Raw genomic sequence first — 25,415 nt, 5'->3', positions numbered from 1 at the left:
GGCCCCGCCCGCACGCCCGCCCGGCGGCCGGTCACCACCGGACGGCCGGGCCCCACCGGGAGCGCCCGGCCCACCGTCCGCCCCGGCCCGCCGCCCGGCGCGCAGCAGCACCCGCCGGCGGACCCGCGACCGCCCGAAGACATCGACGCCCCCGGAACACTCGGAGCCCCTGCGGCCCCCACAACGCCCCGCACAACGCTCCGCGACCCCGGAGCCCTCACGACCCAACGACCACACCCGCATGGTTCCTCCCACGACTGACCCAGCACCGGACACCGCCGACGGCCCCGACCCCGGAGCCGCCGACGTCGAGGAACATACACAGAGCCACTGACAATCCACCCCGAGTAATCGAACACGCGCGCCCCGGGACCCCCGGGTCACCTGATCCCGACGGGATTGTCGGTGCCGGACGTTAAGGTCGGGAACCATGCGACTGCTGCATACCTCCGACTGGCATCTGGGCCGCTCCTTCCACCGGGAGAGCCTGCACGACGCCCAGCGCGCCTTCCTGGACCACCTGGTGGACGTGGTCCGGGCCGAGCGCGTGGACGCCGTGCTCGTCGCCGGGGACGTGTACGACCGGGCGCTGCCGGGGCTGGACGCGGTCGCCCTGTTCGACGACGTGCTGCACCGGCTGGCCGGGCTGGGCGTGCCGACGGTGTTCATCAGCGGCAACCACGACTCGGCCCGCCGCCTCGGCGTCGGCGCCGGGCTGATCGGCCGGGCCGGCATCCACCTGCGGACCGACCCGGGCGAGTGCGCCGCCCCCGTGCTGCTGGCGGACGAGCACGGGCCGGTGGCGGTCTACGGGCTGCCGTACCTGGAGCCGACACTGGTGCGCGAGCGGTTCGGGCTGGAGCGCGGCGGGCACGCGGCGGTGCTCGGCGCGGCGATGGACCTGGTCCGGGCCGATCTCGCGGCCCGCCCCGCCGGGACCCGCGCGGTGGTGCTGGCGCACGCCTTCGTCACCGGCGGCACGGCGAGCGACAGCGAGCGGGACATCGCGGTCGGCGGCGTCGCCTCGGTGCCCGCCTCCGTCTTCGACGGCGTGCACTACGCCGCGCTCGGCCACCTGCACGGCTGCCAGACGCTGGCCCCGCACCTGCGCTACAGCGGCTCGCCGCTCGCCTACTCCTTCTCCGAGGTGAAGCAGCGAAAGACCATGTGGCTGGTCGACCTCGCGGCCGACGGCTCGGTCGCCGCCGAGCGCGTCGACTGCCCGCGCCCGCGCCCGCTCGCCACCCTGCGCGACAGCCTCGACGCGCTGCTCACCAAGGACGAGTACGCGCCGTACGAGCAGGCCTGGGTGCAGGCGACGCTCACCGACGCGGCCCGCCCGAGCGAGCCGATGGAAAAGCTGCGCCGCCGCTTCCCGCACACCCTCCAGCTGCTCTTCGACCCCGAGGAGAGCGAGGCCGAGCCCTCCCGGTCGTACGCCGCCCGGGTCAGCGGCCGGGCCGACCTGGAGATCGCGGAGGGCTTCCTGCGGCACGTGCGCCCGGGTGCCGAGCCGGAGCCGGACGAGCTGGGCTGGCTGCGCGCCGGGTTCGAGAGCGTCCGGGAGACCACCGACCGGAAGGCGGACCTGCCCCGATGAGGCTGCACCGGCTCACCGTCAGCGCGTTCGGCCCGTTCGCGGGCAGCGAGAGCGTCGACTTCGACGCGCTCGCCGCCGGCGGCCTGTTCCTGCTGCGCGGCGCCACCGGCGCGGGCAAGAGCAGCGTGCTGGACGCGGTCTGCTTCGCCCTCTACGGCGACGTCCCCGGCACCCGGCGGGCCAACCGGCTGCGCAGCGACCACGCCGAGGCGCGCAGGCTGACCGAGGTCCGGCTGGAGCTGACGCTCGGCGGGCGGCGGCTGCAGATCACCCGGCTGCCGGAGCAGCGGCGGCCGAAGAAGGTCGGCACGGGCACCACCGTCGAACGGCCGCAGACCCTGCTGCGCGAGTGGGCCGCCGACGCGGGGGACGGCACGCCCGGCTGGCGGGCGGTGAGCAAGTCGCACCAGGAGGCCGGGGAGGAGATCCACCGGCTGATCGGCATGAACCGGGAGCAGTTCTGCCAGGTGGTGCTGCTGCCGCAGGGCGACTTCGCCCGCTTCCTCAAGGGCGACTCGGAGGAGCGCGGCAAGCTGCTGCGGCGGCTGTTCGACACCGAGCGGTTCCAGCACGTCGAGGGGTGGCTCGCGGAGCAGCGGCGCGTCCAGGAGGCCGCCGTCCAGGCCGGCCGGCGCCGTCTGCGGGATCTCGCCAGCAAGGCCGAGCAGGCGGCCGGCCCCGGCGCCGAGCCCGCCGAGGGCTGGGTGCCGGCCGAGGACGACGCCGCCGACCTGACCGCCGGGGTGCTCGGCTGGGCGGCGATCCTGCGCAGCGGCGCAGCCGAACAGTTCACCGTCGCCGGGGAGGCGCTGGCGGGCGCCGAGGAGGCGCAACGCGCCGCCCAGGGCGAGCGCGCGGCCGCCGAGGAGCTGGCCGGGCGGCAGCACCGCCACCGGCAGGCGCTGCTCCAGGCCGACCGGCTGGCCGCGTTCGAGCCCGAGGCGGCCCGGGACGGCCGGCGGCTGGCGGCGGCGCAGGCGGCCGTCGGGGTGGAGTCCGCGCTGCGGCTGCACGAGGGCGCGGCCGAGGCGCACCGGCGGGCCCGGGAGGCCGAGCGCCGGCACCGCGAGGTGCTGGCCGGCGAGGTGTTGGCCGGCGGCGCGGGCAGCGCGGCCGCCGGGGGCCCGGCGCTGGCCGACGCGGGGGCCGCCGAGCTGGCCGAGGCCGAACGGGGCCTGCGGGCCGGGCTGGTCCGGCTGGAGGCCGCCGGGGCGGAGGAGCGGCGCTGCGCCGAACTCGCCCGCGAGCAGCGGAGCCTGGACGAGGAACGCCGGCGGGCCGACGAGCTCGCCGAGGAGGCCGAGGACTGGCTGGCCGAGTACGACGAGCGGCTCGGCGGCCTCCAGGAGGAGCAGACCCGGGCCCGGGCGGCGGGCGTGCTGGTCGAGCAACTCGACGACCGGCGGGTCGAGTTGAGCACCCGCCTGGACGCCGCCCGGGAGCGCGACGGCCTGCGGGCCGAGATCGCCGCCGCCGAGCCGCGCGCCGCCGCCCTGCGCACCGCCGCGCTGGACGCCCGCGAGTACGGCCTCGGCCTGCGCGAACGGCGGCTGGCGGGCATGGCCGCCGAACTGGCCGAGCAACTGCGCACCGGCGAGGCCTGCCGGGTCTGCGGCTCACCCGAACACCCGGCACCCGCCGAGAGCGCCGACGGCCGGGTCGGCGCCGACGACGAGGAGCGTGCCGGCCGGGCCCAGGCCGTCGCCGAACAGGCCTGGACCGCAGCGGACCAGGCCCTCACCGCGCTGCGGGTCCGCGAGGCGACGGCCACCGGAGCGGCCGGGCCGGAGGGTGCCGACGCGCTCGCGCAGGCCCTCGCCGAGCTGGACCGCGAGCACCGCGAGGCGCTGCACTCGGCGGAGGCGCTCGGCCGGGTCGAGCAGGAGATCGCCCGCTTGTCGGCCGACCAGGACCGCCGGCTCGCCGAGCTGCGCGAAGCCCGGGAGCGCGCCGCCGTCCGTACCGACCGGCTCCAGGCGCTCCAGCACGAACAGCACGAACTCGCCGCGCGGGTGGCCGCGGCCCGGGGCGAGGCGGCCTCCGTCGCCGCACGGGCGGCCGCGCTGGAGCGGCTGGTCGAGCGGGTCGCCGCCGTGGCCGAGGCCTCGCGGGCCTGCGCGCAGACGCTGTCCCGGCTCGGGGACGCCGAGGGCGAGCTCGCCGGGGCCGCCGCCGCAGCGGGGTTCCCGAGCCCCGAGGAGGCTTTGGCCGTGCTGCTCCCCCGCGCGGAGCGCGAGCGGCTGGCGGCCCGACTGGAGCGGCACCGGACCGAGTCCGCCGCCGTCCGGCACGAACTCGCGCTGCCCGATCTGGCCGCGGCCGCGGCCCGTCCGCCGGTCGACCTGTCCGCCGCCGCGGCCGCGCTCGGCGCCGCCACCGACCGGCTGGGCCGGGCGCACGCCGCCCGTTCGGCAGCCGCCGAACGATGCGCGGCACTGGCCTCGATCGGTCGCCAACTGGCCGGCCTCGCCGCCGAGTTGGCCCCGGCGCTGGCCCGGTACGGGCGGATCAACCGGCTCGCGGCGCTGGCCGCCGGCACCTCCACCGAGAACCGGCTCCGGATGCGCCTGGAGTCCTACGTCCTGGCGGCCCGACTGGAGCAGGTCGCGGCGGCGGCCAGCGACCGGCTGGTCCGGATGTCCGGCGGCCGCTACACCCTGGTGCACAGCGACGACCGGGGCACCGGCAACAAGCGCTCGGGCCTGGCCCTGCGGGTGGTCGACGCCTGGACGGGCACCGAGCGGGACACCGCGACGCTCTCCGGGGGCGAGAGCTTCTTCGCCTCCCTCGCCCTGGCTCTGGGCCTGGCCGACGTGGTCACCGACGAGGCCGGCGGCATGCCGCTGGACACCCTGTTCATCGACGAGGGCTTCGGCACGCTCGACGAGCAGTCCCTGGAGGAGGTGATGGACGTCCTCGACGGCCTGCGCGAACGCGACCGGGCGGTCGGCATCGTCAGCCACGTCGCCGACCTGCGCACCCGCATCCCCGCCCAGCTCCTGGTCCGCAAGGGGCGACGCGGCTCGACCCTGGCCCTGGCCGGGCGGGAGGACGCCTAGGGGCCACTCGGGGACACTGCCAGCGGTTACGAGGCGGCCTTCCGGGGCCTTCTGAGGCCTTCTGAGGCCTTCTGGGCCCAGAATCGCCGCAGGTCACCGGCTTGCGGGCGCTACCAAGCCGGTGGCATTGCGGCTAGGGCGCGCTGCGTCGCATCAGCCCGAACAGGCCACCCGCTGGGCCTGCTGCCAGGCGCAGACCGGGCAGAGCGTGCTGCCCGGGTGGTCGGTGGGCAGTTCGGTCGGCTCCCCGCACAGGACGCAGTCGGCCCGCGGCCCGGTCGACGCCGGATCGCGCACCAGCGCCGCCTGCGCCCCGCCGTCGGGGGCGAACTCGCAGACCGCCGTGTCCTCGTTCCTCGCGCTGTCGCTCATGCCGCCTTCCTACTCCGCCCCCGGCCCCCGCCGCAAGGCGCCGCCGACCCGAGCCCGACCCGAGCCCGACCCGAGCCCGACCCGAGCCCGACCCGAGCGCCGGGCCGCCCCGCCCCGCCCCCGCCCCCCGGTCGACCCGCCTGCGGCGGGCCCGCGACGCCCGGCTACGGTGACCGCATGGCCACCGACCTCCAGCGGCGCCTGCTCGCCGCCCGCGCCACCGCGCCCTCCTACCCCGAGGTCGGTGCCACCCGCGGCGGCCCGCTGCCGGACGGCTACGCGCACCTGCGCCGACGGGTGCACCTGGGCCGCGGGCCGCAGGTGCTGGCCCGGGCCGGGCGGTACGTGCTCGGCTGGGGCAGCCAGTTGGGCACCGGCTTCGCCGTGTACCCGCACGCGCCGGCCGAGCCGGGGTCGACGGTGCTGCTGCGGCTGAGCCTGCCGGGCGGCCGGTGGCCCCGACTGGTGATCCCGTGCCGGGTGGTGTGGACGGTCGAGGAGCCGGACCGGATCGGCTTCGCCTACGGCACGCTCCCCGGGCACCCGGAGTGCGGCGAGGAGGCGTTCCTGGTGTCCATGGACGCCGCCGGCGAGGTGTGGTTCGAGGTGTCGGCGTTCTCCCGGCTGACCGCCTGGTACGCGCGGCTGGGCCGGCCGGTCGCGCTGCTCTGCCAGTACCTGGCGATCGAGCGCTACCTGGCCGCGGTGGCCGCCGCCGTCGCCGTGGAAGAGCCGGCCGGGCCGGCCGAGCCCGCGAGCCCGGCCGGTCCCGCCGTCGAGTAGGGCGTCGAGTCAGCCGAAGAAGTGTCGGCCGAAGAAGTCCTGGCCAAGGGAATGCCGACCGAAGGAACCTCGGCCGAGCGAGCCGGATCAGCCGAAGAAGGAGAGCCGCACGGTCCGCCGTGGATTGTCACCGTTGGTGTCGATCAGCACCACGGACTGCCAGATGCCGAGCGCCAGCTGGCCGCCGATCACCGGCAGGGTGGCGTGCGGGGCGACCAGGCCGGGCACCACGTGGTCCCGGCCGTGGCCGGGGCTGCCGTGCCGGTGGCGCCAGCGGTCGTCGGCGGGGAGCAGTTCGCGCAGGGTGGCGAGGAAGTCGTCGTCGCTGCCGGATCCGGTCTCCAGGACGGCGATCCCGGCGGTGGCGTGCGGGACGAAGACGTTGAGCAGGCCGTCGCGGCCGGCGGCCCGTTCGGTGAGGAACGCGGCACAGCGGTCGGTGATGTCGAGCGCGACCTCTCGGCTGCCGGTGGTGATCTCGATGGTGGTGGTCTGGAAGAGGCCCTGGTGGGTGGAGTGGATGTTGTCCGCCATGGCGCCATCCTGACCCACCTCGGCGGGCCCCGCGCAGCACCTCGCCGACTCCGCCTGCGGGGGCGGCTAGGTGCACTAGGGTGAAAGGTTTAGACCACATCGGCCCGGCCGGGGCGGCCCCGGAGCCGGGTACGCCGAAGACCCGACGGTCCGTGTGGTCCGTCGGGTCGGGGTCCCGATCCGCGTCGGGTGGCCCGGGAGGCCCCGGGCCGCGGAGCCCTGGGCCCCGAGCCGACGGGCGCTAGCCGCGCCCGCCGAAGAGGCTTCGCCGCAGCCGACGCAGTGGCGTCAGCAGCGAGATCCGCGCGTGACGACGCTTGGCCGTCGGGGCGTCCGCACCGCGCGGCGTCAGCTCCCTTATCAACCCGAGCGCCTCGGCGGTGTCCACCGCCGGGAGCGCGGGCGCGCCGAGCACGGCCAGGTGTCGGTCGATCCGACGGCCGGTCGTGCCGACACCGCACTGGATCGCCGGCACGCGGGGCCGAGTCCGCACTTGCATGTGTTCCATCAGTTTTCCCACCCCTACGAGGCGCCAGGGCCGTGAGGCGAAGACTATCCGCGATGGACGGTCTTCGCGCAACCGTCCTTGGTGTTGTGCCACCGTACCGTGCGGCGTCAACTGACGATGCACCAGGGGCCACCAGGCCGATCACGACTAGGCATCAATGATGGTGCACGACCGGCCATCTGTCAGCAGTACCCGGGGCACGGGCCCGGCGCCCGGCCACGAGGCGCACGCCGGGCGCACGCGACCCCGCACCCGTCTCCGCACCCGTCTCCGCACCCGTCCCTGCGGGCGGTCCGCCGGGCGTCCCGCCGGGCCGCCCGAGAGCCATGAGGGATGCGGCGGTGCACACGACGCGGATGCCGCGGTGGATATAGGGGACAGCCGGGGCCATCGACAAAGCGACCGGTCGACACCTCCAGGCTTCATGAAGTGAACACATTCGAGGGATTGACTCCCGGCAATCCTCCAAGCAATATCTGTGAGAACACGTGCGCGCCCGAATCGCACCCGGGTGCGTGTTCGAGTGGTGAAGAACTCCGGCTCCCGCGAGCCACTGCCCGGCCGCCTCGACGCTGCGGTGGCCAGGCTCGCGAGGTGCCCGGAAAGGCGGCCGGCCGTAGAGGGTCGGCCGGGCCGCCGCCAGGCTGCCGGTGCCGCCCCGTTCAGGGCCCGGCACCGGCGGTTCCGGGCCCGGGGCGACCGTGGCCACGGCTCCACGGCGACCGGCCGGCCCGGCCGGTCACCTCGGCCGGACGTCCCCGCAGGTCGCACCCGGTGGATCGGTAGACTCGGCCAGCGTGCCCCTCCTCCTCAGCATCGTGCTCCCGGTCCACGGCGTGGAGCGGTTCCTGCCGCGCTGCCTCGACTCGATCCTCGGCGACACCCCCGCCACGGAGTCCCGTTTCGAGGTGATCGCGGTCGACGACCTCTCCCCCGACGGCTCCGGCGCGATCCTGGACGCCTACGCGGCCCGCGACCCCCGGCTCCGGGTCCTGCACCTCACCGAGAACCAGGGCCTCGGCGGCGCCCGCACCGCCGCCCTGGCGCAGGTGCGCGGCGAGTACGTCTGGTTCGTGGACAGCGACGACTGGCTGCCCGAGCGGACGGTGAGCGCGATCCTGGACGAACTGGAGCGGGAGCAGGAGCGGCAGCGCGGGACCGAAGCGCCCGCCGACGTCCTGCTCACCGGCTTCACCCACGTCTACCCGGACGGCGGGACCGAGCCGAACCCCTGGCGCCACGTGCTGGCCGACTCCCCGCTGGTCGAGGGGTGCACGCTGGCCGAGCACCCGGCGCTGTTCCAGACCGTGATGTCGGTCTGGAACAAGGTGTTCCGCCGCGCCTTCCTGGAGGGCCTCGGCGTCTCCTTCGGCCGCGGCTACTACGAGGACATCTCGGTCACCTACCCCGCGCTGCTGGCCGCCGGGCGGCTGCGCTACCTCGACCGCCCCTGCTACTTCTACCGGCGCGGCCGGGACGGCGCGATCACCGCCACCGCCTCCCCCAAGCACGCCGACGTGTTCGCCCAGTACGACGCGATCTTCGCCTTCCTGGACCGCCCGGACCGCCCCGGCCGGCCCGTCCCCGACGCGCTGCGCACCCTGGTCTTCGACCGGACCGTCCGGCAGGCGCTGAACGTCTACGACACCCCCGGGCTGGTCCCCGTCGACCGGCGCAAGGACTTCTTCCGCCAGATCGCCCGGCACTTCGCCCGGCACCGCCCGGCCGGCTACCGCTACCCCGGCGGCGTGCGCGGCGTGCAGTACCGGCTGGCCGCGCGCGGCGCCCGGATCGCGTACGCGGAGCTGCGCCGCACCGGGCAGCTGCCGCGCGAACTCAAGCGCGGGGCACGGGCGGTGGCCCCGGCCGTGAAGAAGGGCGTGCGCAGCGGCGCCCGGTTCACCGCGTACAACGCCTTCCGCCGGCTGCCGCTGGACGAGCACCTGGCGGTCTACGCGGCGTACTGGCACCGGGGTTACGCGTGCAGCCCGGCGGCGATCTACGAGAAGGCCCGGGAGCTGGCGCCGCAGATCCGGGGCGTGTGGGTGGTGGAGAACCGCAAGCAGGCCGCGGCCATGCCGCCCGGCGTGCCGTACGTGATCGTCAACACCCCGGCCTACCTCAAGGCGATGGCGACCGCCAAGTACTTCGTCAACAACGTCAACTTCCCGCGCACGATGGCGAAGCGGGCGGGCACCGTGCACGTGCAGACCCAACACGGCACCCCGCTCAAGGCGATGGGCATGGACCTGCGCGAACGCCCCGAAGCCGCCGAGGGGATGGACTTCGACCTGCTCCAGGAGGCCGTCGACCGCTGGGACTTCCTGGTCTCCTCCAACCCGCACACCAGCGAGCACTTCACCCGCGCCTTCCCCGGCCGGTACGAGATGCTGGACACCGGCTACCCGCGCAACGACCGGCTGGCCAACACCACACCGGACGAAGTGCGGGCCATGCGCGAGCGGTTCGGGCTGCGGCCGGACACCACGGCCGTGCTGTACGCCCCGACCCACCGCGGCGACCAGGGCGGCTACGTGCCGCTGCTGGACGTCCGGGAGCTGGCCCGGCGGCTGGGTCCGGACTTCACCCTGCTGGTGCGCACGCACTACTTCCACACCGACGGCCCGGGCGACCTGGCGGCGGGCGAGGGTGCGGCCGCGATCGTCGACGTCTCGGCCCACCCGACCGTGGAGGACCTCTACCTCGCGGCGGACGCGCTGGTGACGGACTACTCGTCGATGATGTTCGACTACGCGGTGCTGGACCGGCCGGTCGTGATCTTCGCGCCGGACTGGGAGGAGTACCAGCGGGTGCGCGGCGTCTACTTCGACCTGTTCGAGCAGCCGCCGGGGGCCGTCACGGTGGACCCGGACGGACTGGCGAAGGCGCTGCTGGCGGGCGATCCGGAGCCGGCCGCTCGGGCGCGCTTCCGGGCGCGGTTCTGTCCGTGGGACGACGGCGGGGCGGCGGAGCGGGTGGTGCGCCGGGTGTTCCCGGTGGAGTCCTGAGGCGTTCCGCGGCGCTCCCGGAGCCCTGACCCGAACCCTGACGAACCCTGACGAGCCCTGAGGAGCCGTGTGGCACCGGGCCCGGCGCCGCCGGTACGGCGACCGGACCCGTCGGCACGCTCAGCGCTGGCGGGCGGCCAGGAACTCGTCGAAGGTCAGGTAGCCCTGGTGGTGGGTGTCCATGGCGTGGATCAGGGCCTCGGCCATCGACAGCGTCACGTCGTGGTCGCCCATCTCGTTCGCGACCAGCGCGTATTCGGCCGGAGTGATCTTGCCGTCGCCGTTCTTGTCGAAACGGTCGAACATGGCCTTGATCGCCTCGGTGGTCTCCATCGTGCCCTCCTGGTACTGCGGGGTTGTGCTCTGTTCGGACGGGCGTACCCTACCCGGCCGTGGTGCGCGCCACGGTCTCCGGGAGTGGACGGCCGCGGGGGTGGTTGTCGTAGTCTGCGGATCTGATTGCAGGCCCGGGCTCCTCCCGGGCGATCGTTCGTCCAGGGAGGGACCATGCTCGATCTCGCCACCAGGCTGGTGCTGAAACCCGTCTCACGCGGCATCTGGCGGCCGACCATCGAGGGCATCGAGAACGTGCCGCGCAAGGGCGGGGTCATCCTGGCCAGCAACCACCTGTCCTTCATCGACAGCGTGGTGATCCCGCTCACCGCCCCGCGCCGGGTCCACTTCCTCGCCAAGGCCGAGTACTTCACCGGAACGGGGCTCAAGGGCCGGCTGTCCAAGGACTTCTTCGAGGCGATCGGCGCGGTGCCGGTCGAGCGCGGCACCTACCGTTCCGCTCAGGCCTCGCTGGAGTCGGCGCTGGAGATCCTGGAGGACGGCAAGGCCTTCGGCATCTACCCCGAGGGCACCCGGTCGCTGGACGGCCGGCTCTACCGGGGCAAGACGGGCGTCGCCTGGCTGGCGCTGACCGCGGGCGTACCGGTGGTGCCGGTGGCGCTGGAGGGGCCGGAGCAGATCCTGCCGGTCGGCAAGCGGATGCCGCGGATCAAGAAGGTGACCGTCCGCTTCGGCGAGCCGCTGCACTTCGACGAGCTGCACGGGCAGGCCCGCTCGCTGAAGGCCCGTCGGCAGGTGACCGACGAGGTGATGGCGGCCATCCAGCGGCTCTCCGGCCAGGAGGTCGCGGAGAGCTACAACGAGGCGCCGAAGGCCGCGTAGGCCCCGGCCGCGCGCCGCGCCGCATCGCACCCCGCCACATCACGCCTCGCCACGTAGCACCCCGCCACATCACGCCCCGCTACGTCACACCTCGCCACATCACGTCGCGCCGCACCCGGTCGGCCGCTCACACGTGTCCGAGCGCGGCCGCCTCCGGTACGACGGCGGCCGGCTCCGGCGCCTCCCGGCGCAGCAGTGCCGCGTAGCGGCCGTCCAGCTCCACCAGTTCCTCGTGGGTGCCGAGTTCGACCACCTCTCCGTGGTCGAGGACGGCGATCTGGTCGGCGGCCCGGACGGTGGAGAGCCGGTGCGCGATGGTGATGGTGGTGCGGCCGGCGGCCAGGGTGTCCACGGCCTGCTGGACGGCCTGTTCGGTGCGGTTGTCGAGCGCGCTGGTGGCCTCGTCGAGGATCAGCACCGGCGGGTTGCGCAGGATCGTCCGGGCGAGCGCGAGGCGCTGCTTCTCGCCGCCGGAGAAGCGGTAGCCGCGCTCGCCGACCAGGGTGTCGTAGCCGTCCGGCAGGGCGGCGATGGTCTCGTGGACCTGCGCGGCCCGGGCGGCTTCGACCAGTTCGGCGTCGGTGGCCTCCGGCTTGGCGAAGCGCAGGTTCTCGGCGACCGAGGCGTGGAAGAGGTAGGTCTCCTGGGAGACCACGCCGACCGCGCGGGCCAGCGTGTCGAAGGACAGTTCGCGCACGTCCACGCCGTCGATGGTGACCCGGCCGCCGGTGACGTCGTACAGCCGCGGGACGAGGTAGCTGAGCGTGGTCTTGCCGGAGCCCGTCTCACCGACCACGGCCAGCGAGCTCCCGGCCGGGACCTTGAGTTCGACCCCGGAGAGCGTCGGCCGCTCCTGCGCGGGGTCGTAGCGGAAGTCGACGCCCTCGAAGCGGACCTCGCCGCGGATGTCGGTCAGGTTCCGCGGCTCCGGCGGCTCGGCGATCTCCACCGGCAGGTCGAGGTACTCGAAGATGCGCTGGAAGAGCGCGAGCGAGGTCTGCACGTCCACGCCGGTGGAGAGCAGGCTGACGGTCGGGCGGAACAGGCCCTGCTGGAGGGTGACGAAGGCGACCAGGGTACCGACCGAGACGATCGGCGCGCCGCCCGCCGCGGACAGCCCCGCCGCCCAGTAGATGACCGCGGGCATCGCGGCCATGACGATCTGGATGGTGTTCATCCGCCAGCGCCCGGCCATGCTGGACCGCACTTCGAGGTCGGCCAACTGGTCGGACTGCCCGGTGAACTCACGGGCGAGCGAGTCGGAGCGGCCCATCGTGCGGCCGAGCAGGATGCCGCTGACCGACAGCGACTCCTGGACCGCCGAACTCATCGCGGCCAGCTGCTTCTGCCGCTCGGTGGTGATCTTCTTGCGCTCGTTGCCGACCCGCCGGCTGATCCAGACGAACACCGGGAGCAGCAGCAGCGAGACGACGGTGAGCCGCCAGTCGAGCGCGACCATCGCGACCACGGAGGCGATCACCGCGGTGAAGTTGGAGACCAGGCTGGTCGCGGTGGACGTCACGGTGGACTGCATGCCGCCGATGTCGTTGGCGATCCTGGACTGCACCTCGCCGGTGCGGGTGCGGGTGAAGAACGCCAGCGACTGCCGTTGCAGGTGGCTGTAGACGGCGGTGCGCAGGTCGTGCATGACGCGCTGGCCGACGGTGGTGGAGATCAGCGTCTGCAGGACGTTGAAGACGCTGTTCACCACGGCCGCGAGAACCATGCCGAGCGCGAGCAGGCTGAGCAGCCCGGTGCGGCCCTGCGGGATCGCGGTGTCGAGGACCGCCTTGAGCAGGAACGGCGAGACCACCGACACCACGGCGGAGGCGGCCACCAGCAGCCCGACGACGGTGAGGCGGCCCGTGTACGGGCGGAAGAGGGCGAGGATGCGCCGCCACTGGGCCGGCGGGCGGGGCTCGCCCTGGGCGCGTTCGGGCGGGGTCCAGTTGATGGTGGTGGGTCTCAAGGGCAAACCTCCGTGGGTGGGGCGGTCGGACGGCCGCCAGCATAGCGAGAATAGCTCATAGTTAGACTAGCTAATAGTGAGGCTGGATCTATTCCCACGGCGACCACCCCTCGGACCGCCCGGCCGCCAGACCGCCCCGACCGCCCCGACCGCGTCAGTTCGTCCGGTAGCTGCGCGCCGCCTTCGAGGACAGGCCGCCCAGCCGGCCGGAAGGCAGCAGGCGGGCGAGGGCCACCACCGCCTTGTAGCGCTTGCCCGGCACGGACAACGAGCGGCCCCGGGCCAGGTCGCGCATCGCCTCCGCCACCACCCGCTCGGCCGAGAGCCAGGACCAGGCCGGGATGTTGCCGGTGCCCATGCCGGCCCGCTGGTGGAACTCGGTGCGGGTGAAGCCCGGGCAGAGCGCCATCATCCGCACCCCGGTGCCGCCGAGGTCGCGCAGCACGCCCTGGGTGAAGCTCACCACCCACGCCTTGCTCGCCCCGTACGTGCCGCGCGGCAGGAACGCCGCCACCGAGGCGACGTTCACGACCGCGCCGCGACCGCGCTCGCGCATCCCCGGCAGGGCCGCCGTGGTCAGCCGCAGGATCGCCTCGATGTGCACCTTCAGCATGTCCAGCTCGTCCTGGAGCGGGACGGTCCCGAACGCGCCCTTGTTGCCGAAACCGGCGTTGTTGACGAGCAGGTCCACCGGGCGGGCGGAGTCGGCGAGCCGGGCCTCCACGGCCGCGATGCCCTCGTCGGTGGCGAGGTCGGCGGTCAGCACCTCCACCTCGACTCCGTGCTCGGCGTGCAGGTCGGCGCTCGCACGCTCCAGGCGCCCGGTGTCCCGGGCCACCAGGACGAGCTGGTAGCCGCTGCGGGCGAGCCGACGCGCGAACGCGGCTCCGATGCCGGCGGTCGCGCCGGTGATCAAGGCTGTGGTCATGCCACCGACGGTACCGACTCACCGCGGCCGCGCCCACTCCGAATGGACTATCCCGGCCCGGCCGTCTGCGGATGCAGGTACCGGACCGCGCCCGTACCGTTCGGACGGGGGCATCGCCCGACCGGGCGGTGACGCTCAACTGAGGAGGCACTTCTGATGCTTACTCACTCCCGGACCCACGAGACCACGACCACGCCGGCCGCGACGCGCGCCGAGACGGACACACTCGCGAGCCTGATGGTGGAGGACGAGGCCGTCGTGTCCGACGCGCCCACGTACTCGCCCGAAGCCCTCGGACTCCTGCTGCTGGCGCTGTTGCTGTCGCCGAAGCCACCGAAGGAGAAGTCGACCCGCTAGCAGCCGGGCGACCCGATCACCGACCCGGCAGCCGGGCGACCCGATCGCGAGGCCGGTCCACCGATGTGGACCGGCCCACCCCTTCCCCGGCTCCTCGGCGGGCCTGACGAGGCTCGTAAGCCCGTGCCCGTGAGCCCGTCCGCGTGAACCCGCGCCCGCGAACCCGCGCCCGCGAGGCCGCCCGCCGGGGGCTCCCCGACCAGGAGGAACAGCACCGATGCCCTTCGCCGAGACGCCACTGCGCGACGAGTACGCCGCAGCCGTCGAACGGGTGGCGCGCCGGACCCTCGACGCCCTCCGGGGCGACGCGGGCGCAGCCGCGCTCGCGGACCCGGACGGCGCCGTACCGCGCCCGACCCTGGCCGCGCTGCGGGTGCTCGGCGCGGACCTCTTCGCCCCGCAACTACTCGCCGGGGCCGCGCCCGACGAGCCCACCGCCGAACTGCTGGCCCAGGCGCGGCAGGCCTTTCCGGCGCCGGACCCGGCACCGGACCCGGCAACGGCCCCGGCCGACGCCGCGCTGGTGATCGCATGGCAGGACTGGGCGGCCGGGCAGGTGCTCGCCCGCACGCCGTACGGAACCGGTGCCCCGCCGCCCGTGCCGCCTCCGGGCCCGGAGGCCGTCGGCTGGCAGACCTGGTCGGTGCGGATGGCGCAGCTGTCCGTCCTGGCACTGCCCGGGCTCGACGGCCCGGTGCACGACACCGCCCGCGCGCACACCCTGGCCCTCGCCCGCGGCACCGTCCGCTCCATGCTGCGCCGCGACCTCCCCACCGCCGCCCGGCTCGCCCGCTGGCTCGCCTGGGCCGGTGCCGAGGGCCGGCCGCTGCGACTGGAGGTCGAACCCGTCCTGGAGCGCATCCGGCTGGCCGGTAACGGCAGCGCCCGCACCGGACTCGAACTGGCCGTCGCCGGTCGGCTGCTCGACCGCTCCTCCCGTCCGCCGGCCGACCGACGGAGCCGGGTCCGATGACCGACACCCACGTCCTCGCCACCGCGCAGCGGCTCGCCTCGCGCGCGCTGGCCTGGCTGCACGCCTCCCACGCCGACGGCCTCGGCCGGATCCCGGACAACACCGTGGTCGACCTCTCCGACCCCGACGACGCCTACAAACCGCTCGGCGAGATCGCGTTGGCCGCTTCGCTGATCCTGCGCGACGGCGTCACCGGGCCCACCGAGGCCCGCACCGCACGCGAGCTGCTCGACCACGCCTGGGCGCAACTGCGCGAGGGCGACCTGCTGTACGAACGGCAGCTGCGCCACTTCACCATGACCGACCCGCTGGAGACCTACGCCCACTTCGCCCGGGCCGGCTACCGCCACCCGGCGCTGGAGGAACTGCTCGACTCGCTCAGCCGGTTGCGGGCCGCGCACGCCGAGGAGATCCACCCCAACCGGCGCCTGGGGGTCGCCAACGCCCGACGGGTCATCGGGCTCGCCCACCAGCCGGACTGGGCCGCACTCGCCGCCGGCACCTGGCTGGGCGCCACGCCCGAGCCGTGGGCCGTCAACTGGATGACCGGCTACGACATCACCCACACCGTCTTCCACCTCACGGACTGGGGCGCCCGCCCGGACGGCCTGCCGGAGCCGATGCGCGAGCACGTGCGCGACTGGCTGCCGGCCTGGCTCGACATCTGGCTGGAGATCGGCCAGTGGGACCTCGCCGCCGAACTCCTCGTGGTCGACGCGTGCATCGGTGAGCCGGCCACCGGGCGGCAGGGCTGGGACGCGCTGGCCGCCGTCCAGCACGAGGACGGCCTGCTGCCGCGCGACACCGACCCGGTCGACGAGGACCGCGAGCGGGCGTTCCAGGACCACCAGCACACCGCCGTCGTCGCGGTGGTGGCCGGTGGCATCACGCTCGCCCGGGCGCTCGGGGCCACCACGGCGGCCGCGTGAACGGGCTGGGTCCGGCCGTCGCGGAGGTGGTGCGCGCGGCCGGGCCGTACGCCAGCGCCGTCACGGTCGCCGTCGCGCTCGGGGACACGCAGGAGGTGCACTGCCACGGGCGGCTCGGGCACGGGCGGAGGGCCGCGTGCTCGCCGGACACCGTCTTCGAACTCGGTTCGGTCAGCAAGACCTTCACCGCGCTGCTGCTGGCCCAGATGGCCGCGCGCGGAGACCTCTCCCTGGACGACACGGTGGAACGCCACCTGCCGGACTGCTGGCGCCCGGTGACCGTCCGCTCCCCCGAGCCGATCAGACTGCTGCACCTGGCCACCCACACCTCGGGCCTGCCCCGGCTGCCGCCCGGACTGGCCGCGCGCGCCGTGCCGACCTGGTTCACCAATCCGTACGTCGCGTTCGGGGACGAGCAGTTGAGGGCCGGGGTGGCCCGAACCACCGTACGGTGCAGGCCCGGCAGCCGGTACCGGTACTCCAACTACGGTGTCGCGCTGCTCGGTCGGGCGCTCGCCGAGACGGGCGGCTCGCCCTACGGGGAACTGCTCGCCGAACGGGTCCTCCGACCGCTGGGCCTCGGTGCCACCACCTGTACGGCGGACCCGCCGGGGCGGGCGGTCGGGTACCGGCGCGGGCAGGAACTGCCGCCGTGGCACATCCCCGGACTGCCGGGGGCCGGCGCGCTCCGGGCGAGCGGGGCCGACCTGTTGCGCTACCTGAGGGCGCATCTCGACGGTGGCCACGGCGAGTTGGCGTCCGCGCTAAGCGAGGTCCAGCGGCCGCGGCTGCGGCTGCCGCGCTCGACGGACCAGCTGTGCCTGGTGTGGAACCACCGCCGCCCGGGCGGGCGCGACCTGTACTTCCACGCCGGGGCGACCCGGGGGTTCACCGCCTTCGTCGGGTTCTCGCCCCAGACGTCGGCCGCGGTGGCGGCCCTGGCCAACACCGGGCCGTCGCTGGACGGGCGGTTCCTCCAGGCGGCGTACGAGGTGCTGCGGGCGGCTTAGGACCCGGTCTGGGGGTGCGGCGCTGCCGTATTACGGCGCTGCGGGCTGCGGGCTGCGGGCTGCGGACGGCGGACGGCGGGCGGCGCTGCGGACCTAGGCTGCCACGGCTTTGGCGCGGTCGGCGGCGATGTGGACGGCGAGGCCGCCGAGGACCGTCCCCATCGCGTAGCGCTGGATCCGCAGCCAGGCGGGACGGCGGTCGAGGAAGGACGCGATGCCTCCCGCGCTCACCGCGATCAGCCCGTTGACGGTGACCGCCACCACGATCTGGGTCAGCCCCAGCACCAGGCTCTGCACCGCGACGTGACCACGCTCGGGCGCCACGAACTGGGGCAGCAGCGAGATGTACATGATGGCGATCTTGGGGTTGAGCAGGCAGGTCAGGAAGCCCATCGCGAACAGTCGGCGCGGCGGGTCCGGCGGCAGCTGCTGCGGGGCGAACACCGCCGTACCGCCCGGACGGACGGCCTTCCAGGCCAGCCACAGCAGGTAGCCGGCGCCGGCCAGCTTGATCGCGGTGTAGAGGGCGGGCACCACCGAGAACACGGCGGCCACGCCCGCCGTCACCGCGGCCAGGTAGACCAGGAAACCGGCCGCGACCCCGGTCAGCGACAGCAGCCCGGCGCGGCGGCCCTGGGCGATCGACCGGGAGACCAGGTAGATCATGTTGGGCCCCGGTGTCAGCACCATCCCGAGCGCCACGGCGGCGACCCCGAGTACGGCGTGCCCGCCCACGGCGGACAGGGCGGATGCGGCGGGAGCGGTGGAGGTCAGTGCTTCCATGCGAGGAGGCTAGGCCCGGCATCGATCTCGATGCAATGATGACTTTGCACTCGGTGCAATGCTGGCGCGGTGCCGTGCAATGCCGTCAACTCGCGTGGAGGGGTCCCCCCGATGGACGACTACCGCCGGATCGCCGACGAGGTCGCCGGCGCCATCACCGACGGGCGGCTGCGGCCGGGCCGGCAACTGCCCACCCAGCGCGCCTTCGCCCGCAGCCGGGGCATCGCCAACTCCACGGCCGGGCGCGTCTACCGGGAACTGGCCCGGCGCGGACTGACCACCGGGGAGGTCGGGCGCGGCACCTTCGTCCGGGCCGGGCAGGGGGCCGGCGGCGGGGCAACCGGCGGGCAGGTGGCGCTCGCCGAACCGGCCGACGCGCCGGTGGACCTGGAACTCAACTACCCCGCCGTCCCCGAGCAGGCCGGACTGCTGGCCGCCGGACTGGCGCCGCTGCTCCGGGCGGACGCGCTGGGTGCCGCGCTCGCACCGGTGGGCGCGGCCGGGACGGGCGCGGCCCGGCAGGCGTTCGCGGCACTGCTGTCGGACGAACGCCGGTCGGGCGGTGGCCGGATGGACGGTGCCCGGCCGGGCGGGGACCTGTCGGGTGGGGATCTGTCGGTCGGGGACCGGTCGGGCGGGGACCGGGAGGTGACCCCGGAGATCGCCGGGGAGGAGTTGCTGTTCGCGGGCAACGGACGGCAGGCCGTCGCCGCGGCACTGTCCGCGCTGGTGCCGCCCGGCCACCGGCTGGGGGTGGAGGCGCTGACCTACCCGGTGGTCAAGGCCGTCGCCCAGCGGCTGGGCATCACACTCGTGCCGCTGGCCGTCGACGAGCACGGGCTGCTGCCCGACGCCGTGGCCACCGCCCACCGGGCCGCGCCGCTGCGCGCCGTCTACGTCCAGCCGAGGCTGCAGAACCCGCTCGGCGGGAGCCTGCCGTACGAGCGGACGGCCGCCCTCGCCGAGGAGCTGCGCCGCCTCGACCTGCCGGTGGTCGAGGACGCGATCTGGTCCTTCCTCCGCCCGGAGCTGACCGCCCTCGCCGACCTCGCACCGGAACGCACCGTCCTCGTCGACAGCCTCTCCAAGCGGCTCGCGCCTGGGCTGACCACCGGGTTCGCGGTCGTCCCCGCCGCGCTGCGCGAGCGGATCGCGGGCGCACTGCGCTCGGGTGGCTGGACGCCCAGCGGGTTCGCCCTGGAGGCGGCCGTGCGCTGGATCGGGGACGGCACCGTGGCCGAGGTCGCGGCGGCCAAGCGCGCCGACGCCGTCGCGCGCCAGCTGCTGGCGCGCGAGGTGCTGGCGGGGCAGCGCGTCCGGGCCGACCCCTGCTCGTACTACCTGTGGTGGGAGCTGCCGGCGTCCTGGCGGGCGGAGACGTTCGTCGCGGCGGCGGCGCGGGCGAGCATCGCCGTCACACCCGCGGCGGCGTTCGCCGCCGACCCCCGGCGTTCCCCGTCCGCCGTCCGGGTCGCCCTGGCCTCGCCGCCGCTGCCCGTGCTGACGCGAGCGCTGGAGACGCTGGCACGGATCGCGCGGGGGACGGCGGAGGAGTGGACGGAGTGACGGGCGGCCGGGCAGTCAGGCAGCGAAGCAGCCAAGCGGCCGAACAACTGACGGATAACAGATAACAACTGTTGAAATCTGTTATCTGTTATCCGTCAGTTGAAATCTGTCAGCCGTCAGTTGTCAGTCGGCGCCCGTCAGTCGGCTCCCGTCAGTCGGCGCCCTTCAGTCGGCGGCGCCGGTCCGGCCGCCCCGCACCGCCGTGTCCGCAGCTCCGCCGGCGCCGACGGCGCGCAACCGGGAGGCGGCGGTGGCGGCGAGCTGGGGCGCGATCCGGGCGACATCCCGGGAGCCGACCGCCGCGATCAGGCTCGGCAGCAGCCAGCGGACCGGCTGCATGCCGCGCAGCCAGGCCTGCGCGTAGACATGGGCGGACCTCCGGGCGATGCCGGCGACGATCCGCTCCACTGCGGGCTCCAGCGGGTAGGTCTTGCTGGCCGGCCACGGCAGCCTGGTGCGCATCTGCTTGAGCACGGCGTCCTCGTCCGCGCCGCGCACCATGTCGGTGTCGGTCCAACTCAGGTATCCCACACCGACCTTGACCCCCTGGTAGGCGACCTCGGCGCGGAGCGAGTGGGCGAAGGCCTCCACCCCGGACTTGCTGGCGCAGTACGCGCTCATCAGCGGCGCGGGAGTGAGCGCGGCGAGCGAGGCGATCTGCAGCAGGTAGCCCCGGCTCTCGGCGAGCGCGGGCAGGAAGGCCCTGGCCGTGGCGACGCTGCCGAGCAGGTTGACCTCGATCACCCGGCTGAACGCCCGGTGATCGCTGTCCGCCACCGGCCCGCCGATGGCGATGCCGGCGTTGGCGACCACGGTGTCGATCCGGCCGTAGTGCTCCTTGATCCGACGGGCGGCGTCGCCGAGCGCGTCGAGGTCGGTGACGTCCACCTCCCAGCTGGTCGCGGCCGCGCCGCACTGCGCCGCGACGGCCTTGAGCTCGTCCGGCTCCAGCCCCAGGAGGGCGACCTTGGCCCCGCGCCGGGCGAGCGCGCGAGCGAGCGAAGCCCCGACCCCGCGGGCGGCCCCGGTGACGACGACGACCTGTGCGGACAACGGCGGGATGGCGTTCATGCGGCGGCGGTCCTCTCGGAAACGGGGGCGGAGGAGGTAGGGGCGGAGACGGCGGCAGGCGCGGCGGACAGGTACGCGGCGGCCAAGCGGTGGATCTCGGCCGCGACCTCGACCGGCCGCTCCAGCGGCGCCATGTGCCCGACCCCCGGAAGAAGCAACAGCCCCTGCGCGTCGGTGAGTTCGGCGACGATCCGGTGCGCGTGCACCGGCGGGGTCAGCCGGTCCGCGGTGCCGACCACGACGGCGGTCGGTGCGGCGAGCCGGGCGAGTCCGGCGTGGACGTCCAGACGGTCGAGGACGGCCGCCCAGTTGGCGCGGACGGCGGTCGGGCAGGCGTGCACGATCCGGGCCGTCGCCTCCACCTGCCCGGCGGGCGAACCCGGCCCCATGGTCGCGTACTTGAGCGCGACCCGGCTGACCGGCGAGACCGGCCCGAGCGGCAGCCGGGAGCGCAGCAGCAGGCGGTTCAGGAGGCGGCGCAGCCCCGGGGAACGCACCGCCTCGGGCAGCACGGTGAGTTCGGCCACCAGCTCACCCGGCCCGGTGGAGACCAGGACGGCGGCGGCGGTCCGCTCGGCGATCTCGGGGCGGCCACCGGCGGCCATGATGGTCATCCCGCCCATGCTGTGCCCGGCGAGCACGGCCTTCTCCCCCGCCGGGACGGTCCGGGCGAGGACGGCGGAGAGGTCCTCGGCCAGCGCCCGGGTGGAGTACCGGACCCGGCTCGGCGGGATCTCGCTGTGCCCGTGGCCGCGCTGGTCGTAGGCCACCACGCGGTAACGGTCGGCGAGTTGGCGAATCACCGGAGCCCAGAAGGCGGTTGAGCAGGTCCAGCCGTGGGCGAGCACGACGGTCGGCGCCCCGGGCCGACCGTGGACCTCGACGTGCAGCCGGATCCCGTCCGCCGATCGGATGCTCAACTCCTCGACGGGCACGGGCGGGACGTACTCGGCGGGCAGCTCGGCGGCGCTCATGCGGACACCTCCTGCGCGGCACGGGCGGTGTCCTGGCCGGCGCGCATGATCAGTTCGTACTCGCCGAGGTCGACCTTGCGGGTGGCGCGGCGGAACGCGGTGGTGGAGCCGGGCCACAGCACGGTGTTCTTGCCGTTCGGATCCAGGTACCAGCTGCGGCAGCCGCCGGTGGTCCAGACGGTGCGGTCCATCCGGTGCTGGAGTTCGAGGTTCCACTGCCGCTGGGCCCGGGCGGTGGGCTGCATCGCGGTGGCACCGATCGACTTGAGCGTGGTCAACGCGTCGATCAGGTAGTTCAGTTGGGACTCGATCATCAGGATCATCGAGCTGTTGCCGAGGCCGGTGTTGGGGCCGATCACGAAGAACAGGTTCGGGAAGCCGTGCACGGCCGAGCCGCGCAGCGCCTCCATGCCGTCCTTCCACTCCTCCGCCAGGCTTGTGCCGTCGGCGCCGAACACCCGGGCCCCGATGGGCATGTCGGTGACGTGGAAGCCGGTGCCGAAGACGATGGCGTCGACCTCGTGCTCGCTGCCGTCGGCGGCGACCAGGGTGGAGCCGCGCAGTTCGCGCAGGCCGGAGGCGACGACCTCGGTGTTGGCCGCGGCGAGCGCCGGGTAGTAGGTGTTGCTGAGCAGGATGCGCTTGCAGCCGATCCGGTAGTCCGGGGTGAGCTTGGCGCGCAGGGCCGGGTCGGGAACGCCCTGGGCGAGGTGGCGTTCGGCGAGTTGCTGGACCACGCGCAGCATGCCCGGGCGGCGCACGAAGGCGTCCACCTGGAGCTCGCGGAGGGCGAACAGGGTGCCGCGGCGGATCTTCCCGGTGACCGGCACGCGGTCGTGCAGCCACTTCTCCAGCTGGCTGATCTCGCGGTCCCGGCGCGGCAGGACCCAGGCGGGCGTGCGCTGGAAGACCGTCAGCCTGCCGACCTTCGGCTGGATCGACGGGATGATCTGGGCGGCGGAGGCTCCGGTGCCGACGATCGCGACCCGCTTGCCGGTCAGGTCGTAGTCGTGGTCCCAGCGGGAGGAGTGGAACACCTTGCCGGGGAAGGCGCCGAGCCCCGGCAGGTCGGGGATCTGCGGGTCGGCCAGTGGTCCGGCGGCGGAGACCACCGCGTCCGCGGTCCACTGACCGGCCGAGGTGGTGATCCGCCAGCGGACCTGCTCGGCCTCCCAACGCGCCTCCAGTACCTCGGTGTTGAACCGAAGGTGCGGGCGCAGGCCGAAGACGCTGGCGACCTTCTCCAGGTAGGCGCGGATGTCCGGCTGGCCGGAGAAGCTGCGCGGCCACGCGGGATTGGGCGCGAAGGAGAAGGAGTAGAGGTGCGAGGGCACGTCACAGGCGCAGCCGGGATAGCTGTTGTCGCGCCAGGTGCCGCCGACCGAGTCCGCGCGCTCCAGGACGACGAAGTCGGTGATCCCGGCGCGGCGCAGCCGGACCGCGGCGCCGAGACCGCCGAAGCCGGAGCCGATCACCGCCACCCGCACGTGCGGGACGGCCTCGTCCGCCGCGGGGGCACCGGACGTGCCGGAGCGGGGGCGCTTGCTGCTGGATGCCATGCGGCCTCCTCGTGAGGGTGGGGCGATGATCTTCGCGCTGCCGTACCGTGGCGCCCGCTCGTACCGCGCCTCCTGGCGCGCCGACGACGCCGTGCTCGTGCTGTGCTCGACTGCTCTCGTACCGCCCTGGCGCTGCCCTGATGCTGCCCTGATGCGCCCGGGTGAAGCCGCGGTATCGCTCTGGTGCTGCTCTGCATGGTGCTGTGCGCACTGCCTTACGCCGCCTTGCGCGCCGCCTTGCCGTACTGCCGAGAGGGTTCCCCGACGACCGGCGTCGGAGCCCCGCTAATCGCGCCAGTAATTACTGGCACGATTGGCAGGGTAGCCCTTGCTGACACCGGATGGAAGAAGCGCGGCCACCCGGATTCCGGGAGCCTTCGGAGGTGACGGACCTATGCTGATCGCCGTGGACAAGGTCAGAGCAGCTGCGGGTGACGGAAAACGCGAGTACCGGGTGGAGGAACTGGCCGAGGCGGCCGGCATCACCAGCCGGACGCTGCGCTTCTACCGCGAGCGCAAACTGCTCCAGCCGCCCCGCAAGGAGGGCCGGATCGCCTGGTACGGCGAGGAGCACCTGGCCCGGCTGCGCATGATCGGCGAACTGCTGGACCGCGGCCACACCCTGGGCGGCATCGCCGAACTGATCGGCGCCGGCGAGAGCGGGCGGGACGTCGCCGAGCTGATCGGGCTGGAGGCCGCGATCGTCGCCCCCTGGTCGGACGAGACCCCGGTGCGCCTGGACTGGGACGAACTCAGGACCGTCTTCGACGACCAGCTCACCGAGGAGAACACCGCCGAGTCGATCGCCCAGGGCTACATCACGATCGACGACGACGGGATCACCCACATCAGCCGCCGCCTGATGGACGCCACCACCGCGCTCGTCGCCGAGGGCGTACCGCTCTCCGTGGTGCTGGACGCCAGCCGGCGCACCCAGGAGCACGTGGAAGCCATCGCCGAGATCTTCATCGACGTGGTCGGCGAGCACCTGCTCGGCGCCCTCGCCGCCGACGCCCCGCTGCCGCCCGGCGAGGCGGCCCGGCTCACCGAACGCATCCTGCGGGTGCGGCCGCTGGCCCGTACGGTCGTCGACGCGCAGTTCGCCCTGGCGATGGACCGACGGGTGCCCGCCGAGTACGACGAACTGCTGCGCCAGCGACGGGAGAACGACACCGAGGCGTAACCCCTCCGGCGGGAGGGCAGGGATTCCCGCGCCCTGCCCACCCGTTGGAGGAAACGCCGATGCCCAGACCCCTCAGTCGCCGCGCCGCGCTCGGCCTCGCCGCCGGGCTCACCCCGGGCCTCGCCCTCGCCGCCTGCGGTCCGAACTCCCCGGCACCGTCGGCCGGTTCGACCGGAACGGCCAGCGGTTCCGGCGGGTCCGGACCCCGTACCATCCGGCACGCTCGCGGCGAGAGCACCGTACCGGCCCGGGCCGCCCGGGTGGTGGCGCTGGACACCGACGCGCTGGACTCCGTGGTCACCCTCGGGCTCACGCCGGTCGGCGCGACCACCGTCACCGAGGGCGCCCCCTTCCCCGCCTACCTGCCCGCCGAACGGCTGGCCACGACGAAGGCCGTCGGCGCCATCGGGCAGCCCAGCCTGGAGGCGATCGCGGCGCTGCGGCCGGACCTCATCCTGAGCAACCAGGTGCGCGACGACAAGCGGTACGACGAGTTGGCGAAGATCGCGCCGACGGTGCTGTCCAAGACCACCGGGCCCGCCTGGAAGGAGAACGTCCGGCTGCACGCCGAGGCGATGGGCCGGCAGGCCGAAGCCGAAGCGGCCGACGCGGCGTACCGGACGAAGGCTCGGGACCTGGTCACCGCACTCGGCGGCCCGGCCAAGGCCGCCGCCACCCGGGTCGAGATGGCCCGCTTCCTCGCGGGCGCACCGACCAGGCTGTACCTCAACGACACCTTCGTCGGCTCGCTGTTCAAGGACCTCGGGCTCGGCCGGCCCGCCAACCAGGACAAGCCCGGGTTCTCGGTCGAGATCAGCCCCGAGCAGGTCGACCAGGCGGCGGCCGACGTCATCTTCTACTCGGTCTACGGGGACGCGGCCAAGTCCGACCAGGGCAGGATCACCGATGGCGCGCTGTGGAAGAACCTGGAAGCCGTCCGCACCGGCCGGGTGTTCCGGGTCGACGACAGCCTGTGGATGCTCGGGATCGGCTACACGGGGGCCGGCCTGATCCTGGACCAGATCCGGAAGGACCTCGCGCCCTGAGCACGCCCGGCGGCGCACGAACCGAAG

22 protein-coding genes are annotated in these 25,415 nt (G+C 74.3%); 12 read left to right on the top strand and 10 right to left on the bottom strand.

Annotated elements, in window-relative coordinates; translation table 11 throughout:
* Positions 1–430: 430 nt before the first annotated feature.
* Entirely contained in the window at positions 431–1,600 is a 1,170-nt protein-coding gene (locus ACFVTF_RS16450) for an exonuclease SbcCD subunit D (protein ID WP_387814114.1), read from the top strand.
* Positions 1,597–4,659 (top strand): AAA family ATPase, encoded by a 3,063-nt coding sequence (locus ACFVTF_RS16445; protein ID WP_387814112.1) that lies wholly within the window; start codon positions 1,597–1,599, stop codon positions 4,657–4,659. The genes ACFVTF_RS16450 and ACFVTF_RS16445 overlap by 4 nt, the downstream gene beginning before the upstream one ends.
* 153 nt (positions 4,660–4,812) lie before the next feature.
* Here the strand turns inward: ACFVTF_RS16445 and ACFVTF_RS16440 are convergent, their stop codons facing one another.
* Positions 4,813–5,031, bottom strand: a complete 219-nt coding sequence (locus ACFVTF_RS16440; protein ID WP_371520614.1) for a hypothetical protein — start codon at positions 5,029–5,031, stop codon at positions 4,813–4,815.
* A gap of 177 nt (positions 5,032–5,208) precedes the next feature.
* Here ACFVTF_RS16440 and ACFVTF_RS16435 point away from each other — a divergent pair, with 177 nt between their 5' ends.
* Positions 5,209–5,814, top strand: a complete 606-nt coding sequence (locus ACFVTF_RS16435) for a DUF1990 family protein (RefSeq protein WP_371520611.1) — start codon at positions 5,209–5,211, stop codon at positions 5,812–5,814.
* Positions 5,815–5,901: 87 nt separating this feature from the next.
* Here the strand turns inward: ACFVTF_RS16435 and ACFVTF_RS16430 are convergent, their stop codons facing one another.
* Positions 5,902–6,348: a YjbQ family protein gene (locus ACFVTF_RS16430; RefSeq protein ID WP_363367071.1), complete on the bottom strand. Its 447-nt coding sequence runs from the start codon at positions 6,346–6,348 to the stop codon at positions 5,902–5,904.
* Positions 6,349–6,589: 241 nt separating this feature from the next.
* Positions 6,590–6,856: a hypothetical protein gene (locus ACFVTF_RS16425; RefSeq protein ID WP_063349971.1), complete on the bottom strand. Its 267-nt coding sequence runs from the start codon at positions 6,854–6,856 to the stop codon at positions 6,590–6,592.
* 797 nt (positions 6,857–7,653) lie between these two features.
* On the opposite strand from ACFVTF_RS16425, the gene ACFVTF_RS16420 reads away from it, so the two are divergent.
* On the top strand, positions 7,654–9,864 hold the full coding sequence (locus tag ACFVTF_RS16420; protein ID WP_387814109.1) for a CDP-glycerol glycerophosphotransferase family protein: 2,211 nt from the start codon (positions 7,654–7,656) through the stop codon (positions 9,862–9,864).
* A 120-nt stretch (positions 9,865–9,984) separates the two neighbouring features.
* Here ACFVTF_RS16420 and ACFVTF_RS16415 read toward each other — a convergent pair whose 3' ends face one another.
* Positions 9,985–10,197 carry an EF-hand domain-containing protein gene (locus ACFVTF_RS16415; RefSeq protein ID WP_371520600.1) on the bottom strand — a complete coding sequence of 71 codons (213 nt, stop codon included), beginning with the start codon at positions 10,195–10,197 and terminating at the stop codon, positions 9,985–9,987.
* A gap of 174 nt (positions 10,198–10,371) precedes the next feature.
* On the opposite strand from ACFVTF_RS16415, the gene ACFVTF_RS16410 reads away from it, so the two are divergent.
* Positions 10,372–11,040 (top strand): lysophospholipid acyltransferase family protein, encoded by a 669-nt coding sequence (locus tag ACFVTF_RS16410; protein ID WP_371520597.1) that lies wholly within the window; start codon positions 10,372–10,374, stop codon positions 11,038–11,040.
* 127 nt (positions 11,041–11,167) lie between these two features.
* Here ACFVTF_RS16410 and ACFVTF_RS16405 read toward each other — a convergent pair whose 3' ends face one another.
* Both ACFVTF_RS16405 and ACFVTF_RS16400 read right to left on the bottom strand, forming a co-directional pair.
* Complete coding sequence (locus tag ACFVTF_RS16405; protein ID WP_387814106.1) at positions 11,168–13,009, bottom strand: ABC transporter ATP-binding protein; 1,842 nt, start codon at positions 13,007–13,009, stop codon at positions 11,168–11,170.
* Between the two features lie 154 nt (positions 13,010–13,163).
* On the bottom strand, positions 13,164–13,937 hold the full coding sequence (locus ACFVTF_RS16400) for an SDR family NAD(P)-dependent oxidoreductase (protein ID WP_371520592.1): 774 nt from the start codon (positions 13,935–13,937) through the stop codon (positions 13,164–13,166).
* A gap of 156 nt (positions 13,938–14,093) precedes the next feature.
* On the opposite strand from ACFVTF_RS16400, the gene ACFVTF_RS16395 reads away from it, so the two are divergent.
* The 4 genes from ACFVTF_RS16395 to ACFVTF_RS16380 all read left to right on the top strand — a co-directional run bounded on the left by ACFVTF_RS16395 (position 14,094) and on the right by ACFVTF_RS16380 (position 17,206).
* The gene (locus ACFVTF_RS16395; RefSeq protein WP_371520590.1) at positions 14,094–14,294 is read left to right on the top strand and encodes a hypothetical protein; all 201 of its coding nucleotides are present in this window, start codon (positions 14,094–14,096) and stop codon (positions 14,292–14,294) included.
* 217 nt (positions 14,295–14,511) lie between these two features.
* Positions 14,512–15,267, top strand: coding sequence for a hypothetical protein (locus ACFVTF_RS16390; protein WP_387814104.1), 756 nt, complete (start codon positions 14,512–14,514; stop codon positions 15,265–15,267).
* Positions 15,264–16,196 (top strand): DUF6895 family protein, encoded by a 933-nt coding sequence (locus ACFVTF_RS16385; RefSeq protein WP_387814102.1) that lies wholly within the window; start codon positions 15,264–15,266, stop codon positions 16,194–16,196. The genes ACFVTF_RS16390 and ACFVTF_RS16385 overlap by 4 nt, the downstream gene beginning before the upstream one ends.
* Positions 16,193–17,206, top strand: coding sequence for a serine hydrolase domain-containing protein (locus tag ACFVTF_RS16380; RefSeq protein WP_387814100.1), 1,014 nt, complete (start codon positions 16,193–16,195; stop codon positions 17,204–17,206). Before ACFVTF_RS16385 ends, ACFVTF_RS16380 begins: the two co-directional genes overlap by 4 nt.
* A 93-nt stretch (positions 17,207–17,299) precedes the next feature.
* Here the strand turns inward: ACFVTF_RS16380 and ACFVTF_RS16375 are convergent, their stop codons facing one another.
* Positions 17,300–17,896, bottom strand: a complete 597-nt coding sequence (locus ACFVTF_RS16375; RefSeq protein WP_371522926.1) for a LysE family translocator — start codon at positions 17,894–17,896, stop codon at positions 17,300–17,302.
* A gap of 204 nt (positions 17,897–18,100) precedes the next feature.
* Here ACFVTF_RS16375 and ACFVTF_RS16370 point away from each other — a divergent pair, with 204 nt between their 5' ends.
* Positions 18,101–19,555 carry a PLP-dependent aminotransferase family protein gene (locus ACFVTF_RS16370; protein ID WP_387814098.1) on the top strand — a complete coding sequence of 485 codons (1,455 nt, stop codon included), beginning with the start codon at positions 18,101–18,103 and terminating at the stop codon, positions 19,553–19,555.
* Positions 19,556–19,720: 165 nt separating this feature from the next.
* Here the strand turns inward: ACFVTF_RS16370 and ACFVTF_RS16365 are convergent, their stop codons facing one another.
* The 3 genes from ACFVTF_RS16365 to ACFVTF_RS16355 are packed head-to-tail and all read right to left on the bottom strand — an operon-like array spanning position 19,721 to position 23,159.
* Positions 19,721–20,626 carry an SDR family oxidoreductase gene (locus ACFVTF_RS16365; protein WP_387814096.1) on the bottom strand — a complete coding sequence of 302 codons (906 nt, stop codon included), beginning with the start codon at positions 20,624–20,626 and terminating at the stop codon, positions 19,721–19,723.
* Positions 20,623–21,600: an alpha/beta fold hydrolase gene (locus tag ACFVTF_RS16360; protein ID WP_387814094.1), complete on the bottom strand. Its 978-nt coding sequence runs from the start codon at positions 21,598–21,600 to the stop codon at positions 20,623–20,625. Before ACFVTF_RS16360 ends, ACFVTF_RS16365 begins: the two co-directional genes overlap by 4 nt.
* Entirely contained in the window at positions 21,597–23,159 is a 1,563-nt protein-coding gene (locus tag ACFVTF_RS16355) for a flavin-containing monooxygenase (RefSeq protein ID WP_387814092.1), read from the bottom strand. Before ACFVTF_RS16355 ends, ACFVTF_RS16360 begins: the two co-directional genes overlap by 4 nt.
* Before the next feature lie 394 nt (positions 23,160–23,553).
* Here ACFVTF_RS16355 and ACFVTF_RS16350 point away from each other — a divergent pair, with 394 nt between their 5' ends.
* A complete protein-coding gene (locus tag ACFVTF_RS16350) occupies positions 23,554–24,342 on the top strand; it encodes a MerR family transcriptional regulator (RefSeq protein WP_371520571.1) in 789 nt (262 codons plus the stop codon).
* 59 nt (positions 24,343–24,401) lie between these two features.
* Entirely contained in the window at positions 24,402–25,388 is a 987-nt protein-coding gene (locus tag ACFVTF_RS16345; protein WP_387814090.1) for an ABC transporter substrate-binding protein, read from the top strand.
* The last annotated feature ends 27 nt before the right edge of the window (positions 25,389–25,415 follow it).

Source organism: Kitasatospora sp. NPDC057940, from assembly GCF_042887425.1.
Classification (GTDB): Bacteria; Actinomycetota; Actinomycetes; order Streptomycetales; family Streptomycetaceae; genus Kitasatospora.
The sequence above is the reverse complement of the archived record's forward strand: the minus strand, read 5'-3'. Positions and strand labels throughout refer to the sequence as shown.